A 16,050-nucleotide genomic window follows, 5' to 3' on the forward strand; every position below is an offset into this window, starting at 1 on the left:
GCGGGGGGGTGGTGGGGGCGCCGACCCACGACGAGGTGGACGTGACACGACCAGCGCAGCCGCTGATCGGGCGTGCGGAGCTCGTGACCGGTCTGGAGCAGACCCTCCAGACCGGCCAGAGCCGTTTCGTGCTGCTCAGCGGGCCGCCCGGCATCGGCAGCTCGACGCTGGCCGAGCACCTCGCCCGCCGCCAGGACGGTCCGGTGCTGCGGACCACGGCCTCGGAGTGGGAGGCCGATCACCCCTACTCCCTGCTGTCCCAGCTCTTCCCGGACCTGCCGACGTCCGGCCCGCTGGGCACGGCCGCCGAACTCGTCGCTCGGCTGGAACCCTCGACGGTGCTGGTCGTCCACGACGCCCAGTTCGGCGACGTCGCCTCGCTGCGCACCCTCGCCTCGTTCCAGCGCCACCACCCGGAAGCCGCGCTCCGGGTGGTGGCGACGGTGACCACCGGTGATCGGCGCGCGCCCGCCGAGACCCTGGACCTGCTGCCCCGGATCGCCACCGACACTCCCGCACTGCCGCCGCTGGACGCGGGGGAGATCAGCGAGCTGGCCGCCGCGCACGGGGTCGCGCTGCACCCGACGATGGCCGAACGCCTCCGCCGCCACACCCGGGGCAGACCGCGCCCGGCCGTGCAGCTGCTCGCCGAACTGCCGCGCGCCACCTGGTCGCAGTTCGAACCCGCCCTGCCGGCACCGGCCGCCGTGCAGGCCCGCGTCCGCGAGGACCTGGCCGCGTGCAGCCCGGACGCGCGCCGGTTCGCCGAGGCCGCGGCCGTGCTCGGCACCGACGCCCCGGTCCGCCACGTCATGTCCCTGGCCGAGCTCGACGCGCCGCCGCTGCCGCTGGTCGACGAGACCAGCGCCGCCGGACTGGTCGCCCTGCCCCCGCGCGGTCTCACCCACGTCAGCCCGCCCGACCCGATGGTCCGCGCCGCGGTCCTCACCGAACTCGGCCCCTCCCGGCGCGCTGAGCTGCAACGACGTGCGGCCGGGCTCGTCGACGACCCGGTCCGGTCGCTGCGGCTGCTGGTGGCCGCCAGTCCGGTCCCGGACGCCGAGGTCGCCGCCCGGCTCGACGAGCTGGCCCGCGAACGCGCCGCCGAAGGCGCCTGGGGCACCGCCGCCACGCTGCTCAGCGACGCGAGCAGGCTCACCGACGACCCCCAGCACCAGCAGGCCCTGATCACCCGCGCCGTCGACGCGCTGATCGGCGCGGGTGACGTCTTCCGCGCCACCGCCCTGATCCCGGAGGTGGAGAGCATCCGCGAAACCCCGCTGCGGGACGCGGTTCTCGGCTACCTCGCGCTGGTGCGCGGTCGCGCGGCCGAGGCGGGGAACCGGCTGCGCCGCGCCTGGGCCATCGTCAACACCACCCGCGAACCCGAGACCGCCGCGCTGATCTGCCAGCGCTACGTCCTCGACGCGCTGTGCCGCTACGACGGCCGCGATCTCGTGCTCTGGGCCGACCGCGCCATCGAGCTCGCCGGGCCCGACACGCCGATGGCGATCGAAGCCGAAGCGATCCGCGGCATCGGCCTGGCCGCCACCGGCAGCGCCGCGCAGGCCTTGCGCGACTACGACCGGCTCATCACCCGGCTGCGCCACGGCGCCCAGTGGCAGCGCGCCACGATGGCCCGGGGCTGGATCAACCTCATCGGGGACCGCATCGACGACGCCCGCGTCGACTTCGAAAGCGCCCTCCCGACAGCACATCTCGGCGGTTCGGCGCGGATCTCGCTGTGGGCGCGCGCCTGGCTGGCGCGGGTCCAGTTCCTCACCGGCGAGTGGAACGAGGCGCTGACCACGGTCCGCGAGGCGATGGAGATGCAGGAGCGCACCGGAATCCTGGTCACGGGCCCGATACTGCTGTGGACGGCCGCCGCGATCCACGCGCTGCGCGGCGATGCCGAGGCGACCGAGGCGGTGCTGCTGCAGAGCGCCACCGGGGCGGGCGACTACCAGATCATGCGCGTGCCGAGCCTGCTCGCCCGAGCGCACGCGGCGGAGGCCCGCGCCGATTCCGACGGGGTCCTGCGCGCCCTGCACCCGCTGACCAGGCCGTCACCGAGCTCCAGCGCGGACGCCCCGGGCCACTGGCCGTGGCAGGACATGCACGCCCACGCCCTGATCCTGCTCGGCCGCCTCGACGAGGCCGACGAGTTCCTGACCCCGCACGAGAAGCTCGCCGACCAGCGCGGACACGCCTCGATGCGCGCCCGGCTCGCCGCCGCTCGGGGGCGCCTGCACGGCGCCCGGGGCGACGTCGCGTCGGCGTCGGCGTCGTTCGACGAGGCGCTGGAGCTGATCAGCGCGCTCCCGCTGCGCTACGACCAGGCCCGCATCAACTTCGCCTACGGCCAGACCCTGCGACGCCTGCGCCGCCGGGCCCGCGCCGACGTCGTGCTCAGCGCCGCCCGCGACGGCTTCGCCGCGATGGGCGCCACCACCTACGTCGAGCGCTGCGACCGCGAGCTCAAAGCCGGTGGCGTGCACCGAATCCGACCGGAGCAGACTCCGAACACCCTGACCCCGCAGGAGGAATCGGTCACCCGCCTGGTGGCCAGAGGGCTCTCCAACAAGGAAGTGGCAGCGGAACTCTTCCTCTCCAGCAAGACCGTCCAGTACCACCTCACCCGCGTCTACGCCAAGCTCGGAATCCGCTCCAGAGCAGAACTCGCGGCCCGCGTTCACGAGGACTGATCGAGAACGAACTCGGCCGCGCGCCAGGCGGTGGCCATGACGGGTGCGTTGAGGTTGCCGGAGACCATCGCGGGCAGGGACGAGGAGTCCACGACGCGCAGGCCGGAAACACCGCGGACCCGCATCCGGGGGTCCAGGACGTCGGCGTCGGCCGGGCCCATCGCGCAGGTGCCCATCGCGTGATAGCCGCAGTGGCCCCGGTTGAGGGCGGCGTCGGCGATCTCGTCCTCGTCAACGACGTCGGTTCCGGGCAGCGTCTCCTCGACGAGGTGGTGGGCGAGGGGCTCCTGGGCGAACAGCTCGCGCATCCGGCGCAGGGTGCCCGCCGTGGTGCGGCGGTCGTGGGCGGTGGTGAGGAAACCCGGGTCGATGGCGAGGTCGGCGTCGGGGTCGGCCGAGGTCACGGCCAGGCGGCCTTCGCTGGTGGGGCGCAGGGCGTAGCCGATGGCCTGCACACCGGGCTCGCGCTCCAGCTCGGCTTCGCCGCCCGCGTCGTGCGGGCGCAGCGAGAACGGGGCCAGCAGGACCTGGGCGTCCGGACGCGGCAGGTCCGGGTCGGTCTTGAGGAACCCGAGGACGTCGAACGAGGCTGCGGCCAGCGGTCCGCCGCTAGTCGCCAGGTAACGCAGCGCCGAACGCGCCTGCGCTCCCGGTGAGCTCAGGTGCCGGTTGTAACCGAGGTCGTCGTTGAGGCGGAATTGCAGCGGGACCGCGCGGTGCTCCCGCATCCGCGCCCCGACCTGCGGGGACTCGACCCGGGCGGTGATGCCGAGCGGCCGCAGCGCCTCGCCGGGGCCGATGCCGGAGAGCTGGAGCAGTTTCGGGCTGCCGATGCTCCCCGCGCACAGCACCACCTCCCGCGCGCAGCGGATCTCCACAGGCCGGCCCCGCGCGCGTCCCCGCACGCCGACGGCCCGGTCACCCTCGAAGACCACGGAATCGACGGTCACCCCGGTGCGCACCCGCAGGTTGGGGCGCCGGCGCACCGGGTGCAGGAACGCGTGCGCCGCGCTGACCCGACGACCGCCGCGAGCGGTCATCGGCGACAGCCCGATGCGCTCGGCATCGGAGTCGTTGACGTCCTCGACCGCGTCCAGACCCAGCTGCGCTCCGGAGGCGATCATGTCCTCGCACAGCGGGTCCTCGGCCGCGGGAACGTCCACCGGCTGCGGCCCGCCCGCACCTCGGGACGCGGACCCGCCCAGCGCGTGGTCCTCGATAGCCCGGAAGACCGGCAGCATCTCCTCCCATCCCCACCCGGGGTTGCCGAGCCGCACGAGCTCGTCGTAGTCCTCCCGGTGCCCCCGGTTGTAGACGAGCCCGTTGATCGCGCTGGACCCGCCGAGCACCCGGCCGCGCACCCACTTCTCAGCGCGCCGCGCCGACCCCACCGGCTCGGTGGGGAAGTGCCAGGCGAACCGGGGATCGGCGATCAACTTCCCGAAACCCTTGGGAACCCGCAGCAGCGGATGACGATCCCGAGGACCGGCCTCCAGCAGCAGCACGGACAGGTCCGGATCGGCCGAGAGCCGATTCGCCAGCACGCACCCCGCGGACCCCGCCCCGACGATCACGACGTCGACGCGCATCTCCCACCTCCGCAACCGCTCGCACCGGTGAGGGTCCCACCGGAACCGGACGGTGCGAAACCGAATTTCAGGAGGAAACGCTGAGGCGGGTGTTGATGAGGCCGTCGGGCCGGGGTCAGTAGTTGGCGGAGTCGCGCCAGAAGAGTTCGACGAGGCGCTCGACCGTGATCTGCATCTGCTGGAGGGCTTCCGGGATGCGGTCGCGGCCGAAGCGCGTGCGGGGACCGTTGAGGGTCAGGATCGCCACCATCGTCCCCGCGCTGTCGCGGATCGGCCGGGACAGCGACAGCAGCTCCGGTTCGAGCTCGTTGTCGATGATGGCGAAGCCCTGCTCGCGGACCTGCTCCAGCTCCTTGAACAGCGCGTCGTGGTCGGTGATCGTGTACGGGGTGAAGGCTTCGAGCTCGTCGGGCAGCGTTCTGCGCAGCTTCTCCACCGGCTGCTCGGCCAGCAGAACCTTGCCGGTGGAGCTGGCGTGCATCGGGTAGCGCTCGCCGACCATGTTGCGCGAGACGATGCCGACCACGTGCGAACCGGCGGCTTCGGCGACCAGGTCGAGGCCGTCCTGCGCGTTGGGGATCGACAGGGTCACCGACTCGTTGAACTCGTCGGCCAGCTCCTGCAGCAGCGGCTGGGCGTGGGCGACCAGACCCGCGTAGGGATCGGCCTGCCTGCCCAGGCGGGCGAGCTCCCAGCCGAGGACGTAGTTGGTGTCGATGCGGTCGACCAGGCCACCCTGCTCCAGGCTGTAGAGCAGCCGGAACGCGGTCGGTCGGCTCAGGCCCGCGGCCTTGGCCAGCGTCGTGACGGTCGCGCCGGTGCGAGGTTGAGCGGCCAGTTCGCGGAGCAGTCGCACGGCCTTGGTGACCGACTTGTTGGCCAAGTCGGACTGCTCGGGCTCCTCGCCCATCGCCTCTCGCCTCCCGATCGCACCCGGCTGGGGTCTCCCAGCCGTGCGACCACCCTAACAGGCGCGTTCACTTAGTGGACGCGACGGAGCGAAACGGACGGAACCACCACCCTCCTCAGGCCTCGCCACCCGTTGAGTTCGCGCCCCGAACACAACGTTCACCCGTCCGGCGTCCTGACACGCCTGACCGCGTCGAGAACCCCGGTTCTCGGTGCGTGAAAACCGGGGTTCTCGACACGGGCGGTGCTCGTGCGGGTGTTGGGGCTGGTCAGGTGGGTGTGACGTCGAACTCCACCGAGCCCCAGTCGGCGAACTCGCCGCTCCAGGTGCCCGCGGTGCTCATCCGCACCGCCTCCAGGCAGCTGCCGGGGAGGATGACCTGGCCCGGCTCGAACTCCACCCCGTAGGCCGCGAGCCGATTGCACAGCCACGCCGTGGCCGACAGCGGGTTCCCGAGGATGTTCTTGGTGTTGCCCGACATCACCGGCTCACCGTTGAACCGCAGCGTTCCCCGCGTGTCGCTGAGCCGCAGATCGGTGATCCGGCGGGGCGTGCCGCCGAAGATCACCGCTCCGGTGGAACCGTTGTCGGACAAGGTGTCCGGCAGATCGATCGCCCAGTCCCGCACCCGCGAGTCGATGATCTCGATCGCCGGCACCGCGTACTCCACGGCGTCGATGACGTCGGCGACGGTGAGGTTCGGGCCCCGCAACGGTCGTTTGAGCAGGAACGCGGGTTCCAGCTCGACGAACGGTGCGATGAACCGACCCGGGTCGATGGCCGTGCCCTCGTAGGCCACCGTGCTCGCCAGCAGGAAGCCGTAGTCGGGCTGGTCGAGGCCGAACGCGGCCTGCATGGCCTTGGCGATGTTGCCGAGCTTGTAGCCGATGACGCGATCGCCGTCGGCCACGGCCATCTCGACGGTGAGCCGCTGGACCTCGAACGCGGCGTCGGCGTCGAGCTGCTGCCAGGTCTTGCTCGGCGCGGTCACCGGCGTGCGGCTGAGCCGCGCCTGGCGCAAGGTCGCGGCGATCTCGTGGAGTTGCGCTGTCTGCATCGGGGTCGTCCTCTTCGTCGAGGGGGTCAGTGGCCTGCGGCCAGGGCGGCGTGGGCGTACTTGTGGCCGGGGTGGTCCTCGGCGAGCCTGGTGGTGCCCGGACCGTGGAGCTTCTCGCGCAGCGTGCTGCCGGCGTACTCGGTCCAGACCGCCTCGCGGCGCTGCAGCTCGGGCACGACGAGCTCGATGAAGTCGGCGATGTCCTGGTACTTCACGGCGTTGCCGAGGTTGAACCCGTCGATGTCGCAGTCCTCGACCCACGAGATCAGCTCGTCGGCGACGGTCTGCGGCGATCCGACGATGGTGGGGCCGCTGCCGCCGATGCCGATGAACTCGGCGATGTCGCGCGGGGTCCACTCCTTGTCCGGGTCCATCTTGGAGAACAGGTCCACCATGGTCTGCCCGGCGTCGGTCTTGACGTGCCGCAGCGGCACGTCCGGGTCGAACTGGGACATGTCCAGCGCGGTCCAGCCGCTGTAGCGGGCCATCGCGCCGGAGTAGCTGACCAGCTTGCGGTACTGCTCGTACTTGGCCTGCGCGAGCTCGTCGGTCTCGGCGACCACGACGTTGAGCATCTGCAGCACCCGCAGCGAACGCGGGTCACGACCGGACTCGGCGGCCTGCAGCCGCAGCGCGTCGACCTGGCGGCGCAGCGCCTTCTTCGACACCGCGTTGACGAACACCCCCTCGGCGTGCGCTGCGGCCAGCGCGCGGCCCTTCGACGACCCGCCCGCTTGGAAGATCACCGGCGTGCGCTGCGGCGACGGCTCGCACAGCGCGAAGCCGGGGACGTTGAAGTACTTGCCCTGGTGGTTGATGTCGTGCACGCGCTGCGGATCGGCGTAGAGGCAGCGCTCGACGTCGCGGACCACGGCGTCGTCGTCCCAGGAACCCTCCCACAGCTTGTAGCAGACCTCCAGGTGCTCGGCGGCGACCTCGTAGCGCTCGTCGTGCGCGGGCAGCAGGCCGTTGCCGACGTTGCGGGCGGCGCTCTCCGCGTAGGAGGTCACCAGGTTCCAGCCGATGCGGCCGTCGGTGAGGTGGTCCAGCGTGCTGAACTTGCGGGCCAGCGAGTACGGGTGCTCGTAGGTCGTCGAGCCGGTCAGCCCGAAGCCCAGGTTCTCGGTGGCCGCCGCCATCGCCGAGATCACCAGCGCCGGGTCGTTGGCGGGCAGCTGCGCGCCGTCGGCCAGCGCGCCGGCGGCGCTGCCCTGGTAGACGTCGTGGTAACCGGCGTTGTCGGCGAAGAACACGCCGTCGAACCGGCCCTCTTCGAGCAGTTTCGCGTACTCGGTCCAGTAGCGGACGTCCTTGTAGCGGTGGCCCTGGTCGTTCTCGTGCCGCCACAACCCCGCGGAGAGGTGCGCCGGGCCCTGGAACTCGAAGGCGAACAGCCGCATGCGACGAGACAGCATCTTTCTACTCCTGTTCAGACTCGAAGAAGGGGGATCTACTGCTGCGGCGCGGTCCACCGCTGCGAAGCGCCGGGCTGGTGGGTGCTGCGGGGCAGGCCCAGCGGGTTGGACTCGCGGAGCGCTTCGGGCAGCAGGAACTCGGGGGCGTTCTGGTAGCTCACCGGGCGCAGGAACCGGTCGATGGCCGCGGTTCCCACCGACGTGGTCGACGCGGCGGTGGTGGCCGGGTACGGGCCGCCGTGCTGCTGGGCGGGGGTGACCGCGACGCCGGTGGGCCACTGCCCGAACACGATCCGGCCGGACCCGGCCGCTGCGAGCGCCACCAGGTCGCGCAGGCTCCGCCGCTCGTCGGAGTCCGGGTCGTCGGCGGCGTGGACGGTCACCGTCAACGAGCCCGGCACGGCGGCGAGGACGGAGCGCAGCTCCTCGTCGGAGGAGTACTCGGCGATCACCGCGAACGGGCCGAAGTTCTCCTCCAGCAGCGCGGTTTCGGTCAGCAGCTCGCTCGCGCCACCCGCGTGCAGCACGGTCGGGCTGACCCGGGCGACCCCGGACGGATCGGGTTCCTCGGTGCCGCGCACCAGCACCTCGACGCCGTCTAGCTCGCAGAGCTGCGCGGTGGTCTCCCGGTAGCGCTCGGCGATGGCCGAGGTGAGCATCCGGGCTGCGGGGACGTCCCGGGCGAGTTCGGCGATCCGCTTGGGCAGCTCGGAACCGCTGGGAAGCAGCAGGATTCCGGGTTTGGTGCAGAACTGGCCCGCCCCGAGCGTGAACGAGCCGACGAACCCGGCGGCGATCTGCTCGGCGCTCTCGCGCTCGGCTCCGGCGGTGACCACGGCGGGGTTGATGCTGCCGAGCTCGCCGAAGAACGGGATCGGGTCCTGCCGGGAGGAGGCGATGTCGAACAGGGCGCGGCCCCCGGTGACCGAGCCGGTGAACGCACCGGCGGCGACGCGCGGGTCGCGCAACGCCGAGACCCCGGCCTGCCTGCCGGTGATCAGCGCGAACGTGCCCTCCGGGGCACCGGATTCGCGCAGCGCCGTGAGCACGGTCTCGGCGGTGAGGCGGGAGGTCTCGGGATGTCCGGGGTGGGCCTTGAGCACCACGGGGCACCCGGCCGCGAGCGCCGAGGCGGTGTCGCCACCGGCGACGGAGAACGCGAACGGGAAGTTGCTCGCCGCGTAGACCAGGACCGGGCCGACCGGGATCAGCCAGCGGCGCAGGTCGGGGCGCGCGCCCAGGGCGAAGTCCGGGTCGGCGCGGTCCAGCGCGATGCGCAGGTAGGAACCGTCGCGCAGTTCCTCGGCGAACATGCGCAGCTGCACGGTGGTGCGGGTGAGCTCGCCGGTGAGCCGGGCCTCGGGCAGGCCGGTCTCCCGCAGGGCTTCACGGACGAGGGCGTCGGAGCGGGCGTCCAGGGCGTCGGCGACCGCGGCCAGGGCGTCGGCCCTGGTGTGCGGGGAGGTCTGGGACCAGGTGCAGTCGGCCGCGGCGGACAGCACGCGGTCGAGCTGCTCCTGCGTTTCCTCGGCTTCGGTGGGGTTCGGTGTGGTGCTCATGTGCTCGTCTGCTCTCACTTCGTCGTGCGGGCGGGTTGTCACGGGTTGGGCTCGCAGTAGCCGCCGAGGCGGCCGCGGTGGAAGATCAGCGGCCGGCCGCCGCCCGCCTGCAGGCGCAGGACCTCGGCGACGACGATCACGTGGTCGCCGCCTTCGAGCTCCTGCACGGTCTTGCAGTCGATCCAGGCGTGCGCACCGGTGATCTGCGGGGTGCCCTCGGCGGATTCGTGCCAGTCGAGCTGGGCGAACTTGTCGCCCTGCTTGCTGGACATGGCCTGGCAGACGTGGTGCTGGCCGTCGGCCAGGACGCTGGCGCTGAAGAAGCCGCCGGTGCGGACCTTCGGCCAGCTGCTGGAGGTGGTGGCGACGCTGAAGGTCACCAGCGGCGGGTCCAGCGACAGGGATTGGAAGGTGCCCACGACGAGACCGGCGGGGGCACCGGTCTCGGAATCGCGCCCGGCCACGACGGTCACGCCGGTGGGCAGGTGACCGATGACGTCGCGGAAGTAGCGGGGTTCAATCGTCGGAGTCGACAGCGTCATGATCGCTTTTCCTTCCAGTCGGTGCCGAAATGCGGTGCGGTCAGGCGGTTTCGGTCAGTCCGGCGGTGACCTCGCGGGCCACCCGGTGGCCGCTCTCGATGGCGCCGTCGATGAATCCGGCCCAGAGGTTGGCGTAGTCGCTGCCCGCGAAGTGCAGGACGCCTTCGGCGCGCTGCTGCGCGGCGAAGTAGCGGGTGAGCTGGTTCGGCTGCTGGATCAGCCAGGTCTCGCGGGAGAGCGGGTCGGCCACCCAGTCGTGCCCGGTCACCTCCAGGACCTCCAGGTCGTCGCGCCACACCCGGAGCGCGTCGCGGACGGCGTCGAGGTCGTTCGGGGAGATGCGGCGGGCGTCGGCGCCGAAGGACACCAGCACCGCGTCGTCGTCACCGACGAACTCGGTGCGCACCACCGAGAGCGGGTGCGAGGCCGAGGAGTAGGCGAAGAACGGCGTGATCGGCCCGCGCACCCGGATCCAGACCTTCACCCCCTTGGAGGCGGTGCCTTCCTCGGTGGCGGCCTGCTTCTCCGCGCACAGCGCGGGGGAGACGGGCAGTCCGCCGAGGACGTTCTGCGGCAGGGTGAGCACGACGCGCCGCGCGGTGATCCGCTCGCCGGTCGTGGTGGTCACGACGGCGCCGTCGGCGTCGTGCTCGACGTGCGCGACCTCGGTGGAGGTGCGGATGTCGGCGTCGGTGTCGGCCGCGATGGACTCGACCAGCGAGCGGGTGCCCCCGGCGAGCCGGAACACCGCCGAGGCTTCGTGCATCAGGTGCCAGGAGCCGGCGGTGGCGGCGGTCCAGCGCAGCGCGCTGGTGTAGGCGCCGTCCTCCAGCGGGGCGTTGAAGTGCCCGACCCAGGCCGCTTCGTTGGCGCGGTACTCCTCGACGGGCAGGTCGAGCTCGTCGAGCTTGTCCCGCAGGTTGGCGCCGTCGACGTCCTTCAGCCCGGGTTCGGACAGCGGGTCGTGCGGGCGGGGGATGCGCTGCATGGTCTCGTGCAGCAACCGGCGCATGCCCGGGTCGATGAGCTCCATGAACCCGTCGAGGGTTCCGGTGCGGACCTCGTCGCCGGCCAGCCAGTAGGCCTCCTCGGGACGCGGACCGCGAGTGATGTCCAGGCCGTAGCGGGTGACCTCGGACCAGGCGTGCGGCTGGGTCCAGTGCAGCCAGGTCCCGCCGATCTCCAGGTCGCGGCCCAGCCGGTGATCGGTCCACACCCGCCCGCCGAGGCGGTCGCGGGCTTCCAGCACGGTGACCCGCAGGCCCTTGCGGCCGAGCTCGCGGGCGGTGATGAGCCCGGCGATCCCGCCGCCGACCACGACGACGTCAGCTTCCTCGGTCACGTGACAGCACTCCCTCGCACTCGGGGTCGTTCGGTCCGCCCCGCGGCGCGCTCGACGTGCGGGAGAACCAAGAAGAAAGTTACGAACAGATCGTTCAATATACGAACGCGATGGCGATATTGTGACCCCGCTCGCCGTGCTCGTCAATAGTCTTGATGGATGGAGACTTGCAAGGGCAGGCGCGGATTCTCGCTTGACGCCGCTGAGTCGGGATGCCACCATCCGTGAACGTAGCGTTCAGTAAATGAACGTAAGATGCAGTGCGTCCTCCGGACAGCGCAACGCGCACCACCCGGCCATCACTCGGCGCCACCGGCGGCCGAACCGAGACACGCGTGCAGGAGAGATCGATGCCCACGTCGAGCATTGCCGAAGCCGTCGCGACACTCGCCGCAGGCGGGATGGTCCTCGTCGTCGACGACGAGGACCGGGAGAACGAGGGCGACCTGATCATGGCCGCCGAACACGCCACCACCGATCAGGTCGCGTTCTTCCTGGAGCACACCTCGGGATTCCTGTGCGTGTCGATCGACGAGCGCCGGGCAGCCGAGCTCGAACTCGACCTGATGGTCACCGCCAACACCGAGAGCCACCAGACCGCGTTCCTGGTCAGCGTCGATTACCGCCACGGCACCAGCACCGGCATCAGCGCAGGTGACCGCGCCGCCACCATCCGCGCGCTGGCCGACCCGACGCTCGCGCCCGGCGAACTGGCGCGCCCCGGCCACGTGATGCCGCTGCGGGCCAAGCCGGGCGGGGTGCTGGAGCGCACCGGCCACACCGAGGCCGGGGTGGACCTGTGCCGCGCGGCCGGGCTCAGCGGTGCGGCCCTGCTGTGCGAGATCGTCACGCCCGACCGCAAGGACATGATGCGCCGGCCGGAGCTGGACCGCTTCGCCGCCGAGCACGGCATCCCGATGATCTCGATCGCCTCCCTGGTCGACTGGATGCGCGAGCACGGCGGAGTCCGCCGCACCGGGCAGGCCGAACTGCCGACGGAACTCGGCCACTTCCGCGCGCTGAGCTACGAGACCGCGGACGGCGTCGAACACCTCGCGCTGGTGATGGGCGATGTCGACGGCGAGGACGTGCTCGTGCGGTTGCACAGCGAATGCCTCACCGGCGACCTGCTCGGCTCGCTGCGCTGCGACTGCGGGTCGCAGCTGCGCACCGCGATGGAGTCGGTCGCCGCGGCCGGGAGCGGCGTGATCGTCTACATGCGCGGGCACGAAGGGCGCGGGATCGGTCTCGGGCACAAGCTGCGCGCCTACGAGCTGCAGCAGCACCAGGGGATGGACACCCTGGAGGCCAACCGGGCGCTGGGGCTGCCGGTCGACAGCCGCGACTACGACCCGGCCGCGCTGATCCTCACCGAGCTCGGCGTCGAATCGGTGCGGCTGCTGACCAACAACCCCGACAAGTGCCGGGCGCTGGCCGACCGGGGCATCACCATCAGCGAACGACTGCCGCTGGAGGCCGAGCCCAACGAGCACAACAGGCGCTACCTGACCACCAAGCGGGACCGGATGGGGCACCTGCTCGGACTTCCGGTCTGACGACGATCCAGGAGAGCACGAATGGCGGATTCCCTTCCACGCACCATGCACGCGGTGCAGCTCACCGGCCACGGCGGCATCGACCGGCTCGACTACCGAACCGATGTCGCCGTGCCCGAACCCGGGCCCGGGGAGGTCCTGATCCGGGTCTCGGCCGCCGGGGTGAACAACACCGACATCAACACCCGCATCGGCTGGTACTCGAAATCGGTCGCGCGGTCCACCGGGACCGGGGGAGCGGGCGGGTTCGACTCCGTCGACGACGCCGACGCGTCCTGGTCGGGGAAACCACTGGAGTTCCCCCGGATCCAGGGAGCCGACTGCTGCGGTCGCATCGCCGCGGTGGGCGAGGGCGTGGACCGGGCGCGGATCGGGGAGCGGGTGCTGGTGCGGAACATGCTGCGCAGCTACGTCGACTACCGGCCCTACGAGTGCTGGACGTTCGGCAGCGAGTGCGACGGTGGTTTCGCGCAGTTCGCGGTCGCGCCCGCCCGTGAGACGCACGCGGTGAACTGCGATTGGTCCGACGTGGAGCTCGCGGCGGTGCCGTGCGCCTACTCCACGGCCGAGAACATGCTGCACCGCGTCGGTCTCGGCGCGGAAACCGTGGTGATCACCGGTGCGTCCGGTGGTGTGGGCTCGGCCGCGGTGCAGCTGGCGAAGCGGCGCGGGGCGACGGTGATCGCGCTGTGCTCGCCCGCCAAGGCCGACGAGGTGCGCGCGTTCGGAGCCGACCGCGTCGTCGACCGCAGCGCCGACCTGGTCGCCGAGCTCGGGACGGAATCGGTCGACGTCGTGGTCGACCTGGTCGGCGGCGAGCAGTGGCCCGCGTTCCTCGACGTGCTGCGCAAGGGCGGCCGCTACGCCACCGCGGGCGCGATCGCCGGGCCGATCGCCGAGATCGACCTGCGCACCCTCTACCTGAAGGACTTGACGCTGGCCGGCTGCACGTTCCAGAAGGACGAGGTGTTCGCCAACCTCCTGTCCTACGTCGAGGCCGACGAGTTCCGGCCGCACGTGGCGAAGGTGTTCCCGCTCCACGAGATCGGGACCGCTCAGGAGGAGTTCCTGAGCAAGAAGCACATGGGCAAGCTCGTGCTCACGATGCCGGAGGCAGACGTTTGAGGATCGCCGAAGTCCACGCCTACAGCCACGGCCTGCCCGTCCACGACGGTCCGTACCGGATGGCTCACGCCGAGGTCTGGGCGTTGAGGACCACGCTGGTCAAGCTCGTCGCCGACAACGGCCTGGTGGGCTGGGGCGAGACCTGCCCGGTCGGCCCCACCTACGCCGAGTCCCACGCGGCGGGTGCGGTCGCCGCGATCTCGGAGATGGCACCCGGCCTGCTGGGCGGCGAGGTGCTCCCGGTTCCGCTGCACCGGCGGATGAACGGGTTGCTGCACGGGCACAACTACGCCAAGGCCGCGATCGACATCGCCGCTCACGACCTGCTGGGCAAGCACCTCGGCGTCAGCGTCGCCGATCTGCTCGGCGGAGCGCTCGCCGACAGCGTCCCGTCCTACTACTCGACCATCGTCGGCGATCCGGACGAGACCGCACGCCTCGCCGCGGAGAAGCGCGACCAGGGCTATCCGCGGTTGCAGGTGAAGGTCGGCGGGCGGCCGGTGGAGCAGGACGTCGAGACCATCCGCAAGGTCTGGGAGGTCCTGCGAGGTTCGGGCGTGCGCCTGGCGGTCGACGGGAACCGCAGCCTGACCACGCGCGACGCGCTGCGCATCAGCCGGGAATGCCCGGACGTCCCCCTCATCATGGAACAGCCCTGCAACACCGTCGAAGACATCCGCAAGATCCGCCCGCAGCTCGCTCACGCCCTCTACCTGGACGAGAACGGCACGAGCCTGGACGCCGCGATCAGCGCGGCCGGGACCGGGCTCGTCGACGGGTTCGGCATGAAGATCACCCGGCTCGGCGGGCTGCACCCGATGCGCGCCTTCCGGGACCTGTGCTCGGCGCGGAACCTGCCGCACACCTGCGACGACTCGTGGGGCGGCGACATCATCGCCGCGGCCTGCACCCACCTCGGGGCCACGGTCGACCCCGAGCTGCTGGAAGGGGTGTGGCTCGCGGCCGACCACATCGACGGCCACTACGACCCGGAGAACGGCATCGTCGCCGACAACGGGCACATCAAGCGCCCCCAGGGGGCAGGTCTGGGCATCACCCCGGACGAGACGGTCTTCGGCGCCCCGGTGGCGTCCTTCTGAGAGGCGGTTGTTCGGTGAAGATCGAGAAGATCGAGTTGTACCAGCGGGACCTGCCCTACGCGGGCGGGGTGTACCGGCTGTCGGGGGGCCGGGAGTACCGGAGCTTCGACGGCTCCTTCGTCCGGGTGGTCACTGACGACGGGATCGAGGGCTGGGGCGAGAGCACGCCTTTCGGCTCCACCTACATCGCCGCGCACGGGCTCGGCGCGCGGTCGGGCATCGCCGAGATCGCGCCGTGGCTGCTGGGCCGCGACCCGCGCCAGGTGGACCGGGTCAACGAGGCGATGGACGCCGCGCTGGTCGGGCACAACCACGCCAAGTCCGCGATCGACCTGGCCTGCTGGGACGTCTTCGGCAAGTCGGTCGGCCTGCCGGTCTGCGAACTCCTCGGCGGTTCCACGGGAGATCGGCTGCCGATGATCTCCTCGATCTACGCGGGAACCCCGGCCGAGATGCGCGAACGCGTGGCCCAGCACCGCGAGCAGGGCTACCTCGGCCACTCGATCAAGATCGGGGCGCTGGACGCCGAGGGCGGGCCCGCGCTGGACGCGGAGCGGATCGCCGCCTGCCTGGCCGACCGCAGGCCGGGCGAGTTCTTCCTGGCCGACGCCAACGGCGGGCTCACCCCCGAGACCGGGCTGCGGATGCTGCGGATGCTGCCGGACGGCCTGGACTTCGTCCTCGAAGCACCGTGCCGCACCTGGCGGGAGACCCTCTCGCTGCGGCAGCGCTGCCCGGTCCCGATCGTGCTCGACGAGCTGGTGCAGCACGAGGACGACCTGATCACGATGATCACCCGCGATGCGGCCGACGGGATGGGTCTGAAGGTCTCCAAGGTCGGCGGGCTCACCCGTGGGCGCCGGCACCGCGACATCGCCCTGGCGTCCGGGGTAACGGTCAGCGTGCAGGACACCGTGGGTTCCACCATCGCCTTCGCGGCGGTGGCCCACCTGGCCGCCACCGTGCCAAAGCACGCGCTGCGCTGCGTCCTCGACAGCCGCGACATGGTCAGCGTCGAGACCGCCGCGTTCGACGCCCCGATCACCGATGGCGGCGTGCTCGTCCCGGACCGCCCCGGTCTGGGCATCGACGTGCACGTCGAGGAGCTGGGCGAGCCGGTCGAGGTCTGGAGCTAGGAACGACGAGAGGG

Annotated in this window: 12 protein-coding genes; 5 read left to right on the top strand and 7 right to left on the bottom strand. The window is 71.6% G+C overall.

The window, feature by feature from the left end; genetic code table 11:
• Positions 1-41 precede the first annotated feature (41 nt).
• Positions 42-2,705 carry a LuxR C-terminal-related transcriptional regulator gene (locus tag QFW96_RS03470; RefSeq protein WP_281454035.1) on the top strand — a complete coding sequence of 888 codons (2,664 nt, stop codon included), beginning with the start codon at positions 42-44 and terminating at the stop codon, positions 2,703-2,705.
• On the opposite strand, the gene QFW96_RS03475 is transcribed toward QFW96_RS03470, so the two are convergent.
• The 7 genes from QFW96_RS03475 to QFW96_RS03505 all read right to left on the bottom strand — a co-directional run bounded on the left by QFW96_RS03475 (position 2,693) and on the right by QFW96_RS03505 (position 11,341).
• Positions 2,693-4,294 (bottom strand): GMC family oxidoreductase, encoded by a 1,602-nt coding sequence (locus QFW96_RS03475; protein ID WP_281454036.1) that lies wholly within the window; start codon positions 4,292-4,294, stop codon positions 2,693-2,695. The genes QFW96_RS03470 and QFW96_RS03475 overlap by 13 nt on opposite strands.
• A gap of 115 nt (positions 4,295-4,409) precedes the next feature.
• Positions 4,410-5,204, bottom strand: coding sequence for an IclR family transcriptional regulator (locus tag QFW96_RS03480; RefSeq protein ID WP_281454037.1), 795 nt, complete (start codon positions 5,202-5,204; stop codon positions 4,410-4,412).
• A 268-nt stretch (positions 5,205-5,472) separates the two neighbouring features.
• Positions 5,473-6,261 carry a 2-keto-4-pentenoate hydratase gene (locus tag QFW96_RS03485; protein ID WP_281454038.1) on the bottom strand — a complete coding sequence of 263 codons (789 nt, stop codon included), beginning with the start codon at positions 6,259-6,261 and terminating at the stop codon, positions 5,473-5,475.
• A gap of 26 nt (positions 6,262-6,287) precedes the next feature.
• Positions 6,288-7,676: an LLM class flavin-dependent oxidoreductase gene (locus QFW96_RS03490; RefSeq protein WP_281454039.1), complete on the bottom strand. Its 1,389-nt coding sequence runs from the start codon at positions 7,674-7,676 to the stop codon at positions 6,288-6,290.
• A gap of 35 nt (positions 7,677-7,711) precedes the next feature.
• Positions 7,712-9,235: an aldehyde dehydrogenase (NADP(+)) gene (locus QFW96_RS03495; protein ID WP_281454040.1), complete on the bottom strand. Its 1,524-nt coding sequence runs from the start codon at positions 9,233-9,235 to the stop codon at positions 7,712-7,714.
• 38 nt (positions 9,236-9,273) lie between these two features.
• Positions 9,274-9,777 carry a flavin reductase family protein gene (locus QFW96_RS03500; RefSeq protein WP_281454041.1) on the bottom strand — a complete coding sequence of 168 codons (504 nt, stop codon included), beginning with the start codon at positions 9,775-9,777 and terminating at the stop codon, positions 9,274-9,276.
• Between the two features lie 40 nt (positions 9,778-9,817).
• The gene (locus QFW96_RS03505) at positions 9,818-11,341 is read right to left on the bottom strand and encodes a flavin monoamine oxidase family protein (RefSeq protein ID WP_343231354.1); all 1,524 of its coding nucleotides are present in this window, start codon (positions 11,339-11,341) and stop codon (positions 9,818-9,820) included.
• A 128-nt stretch (positions 11,342-11,469) separates the two neighbouring features.
• Between QFW96_RS03505 and ribA the strand changes: the two genes are divergently transcribed.
• From ribA to QFW96_RS03525, 4 genes are read left to right on the top strand one after another with little or no spacing between them, the layout of a single operon-like run.
• A complete protein-coding gene (ribA, locus tag QFW96_RS03510; protein WP_281454043.1) occupies positions 11,470-12,675 on the top strand; it encodes a GTP cyclohydrolase II in 1,206 nt (401 codons plus the stop codon).
• Positions 12,676-12,696: 21 nt separating this feature from the next.
• Positions 12,697-13,800, top strand: coding sequence for an alcohol dehydrogenase family protein (locus tag QFW96_RS03515; protein ID WP_281454044.1), 1,104 nt, complete (start codon positions 12,697-12,699; stop codon positions 13,798-13,800).
• Positions 13,797-14,900 (top strand): mandelate racemase/muconate lactonizing enzyme family protein, encoded by a 1,104-nt coding sequence (locus tag QFW96_RS03520; RefSeq protein ID WP_281454045.1) that lies wholly within the window; start codon positions 13,797-13,799, stop codon positions 14,898-14,900. The genes QFW96_RS03515 and QFW96_RS03520 overlap by 4 nt, the downstream gene beginning before the upstream one ends.
• Before the next feature lie 14 nt (positions 14,901-14,914).
• Positions 14,915-16,036, top strand: a complete 1,122-nt coding sequence (locus QFW96_RS03525; protein ID WP_281454046.1) for a mandelate racemase/muconate lactonizing enzyme family protein — start codon at positions 14,915-14,917, stop codon at positions 16,034-16,036.
• The last annotated feature ends 14 nt before the right edge of the window (positions 16,037-16,050 follow it).

Source organism: Saccharopolyspora ipomoeae (assembly GCF_029952525.1).
Lineage (GTDB): Bacteria > Actinomycetota > Actinomycetes > Mycobacteriales > Pseudonocardiaceae > Saccharopolyspora > Saccharopolyspora ipomoeae.

Excerpts from the sequence above, each read along its gene's own strand:
- ribA (WP_281454043.1), top strand. The coding sequence starts at position 11,470 with ATGCCCACGTCGAGCATTGCCGAAGCCGTCGCGACACTCGCCGCAGGC.
- QFW96_RS03475 (WP_281454036.1), bottom strand. The coding sequence starts at position 4,294 with ATGCGCGTCGACGTCGTGATCGTCGGGGCGGGGTCCGCGGGGTGCGTG.
- QFW96_RS03490 (WP_281454039.1), bottom strand. The coding sequence starts at position 7,676 with ATGCTGTCTCGTCGCATGCGGCTGTTCGCCTTCGAGTTCCAGGGCCCG.
- QFW96_RS03480 (WP_281454037.1), bottom strand. The coding sequence starts at position 5,204 with ATGGGCGAGGAGCCCGAGCAGTCCGACTTGGCCAACAAGTCGGTCACC.
- QFW96_RS03495 (WP_281454040.1), bottom strand. The coding sequence starts at position 9,235 with ATGAGCACCACACCGAACCCCACCGAAGCCGAGGAAACGCAGGAGCAG.
- QFW96_RS03505 (WP_343231354.1), bottom strand. The coding sequence starts at position 11,341 with ATGGTGGCATCCCGACTCAGCGGCGTCAAGCGAGAATCCGCGCCTGCC.
- QFW96_RS03485 (WP_281454038.1), bottom strand. The coding sequence starts at position 6,261 with ATGCAGACAGCGCAACTCCACGAGATCGCCGCGACCTTGCGCCAGGCG.
- QFW96_RS03515 (WP_281454044.1), top strand. The coding sequence starts at position 12,697 with ATGGCGGATTCCCTTCCACGCACCATGCACGCGGTGCAGCTCACCGGC.
- QFW96_RS03500 (WP_281454041.1), bottom strand. The coding sequence starts at position 9,777 with ATGACGCTGTCGACTCCGACGATTGAACCCCGCTACTTCCGCGACGTC.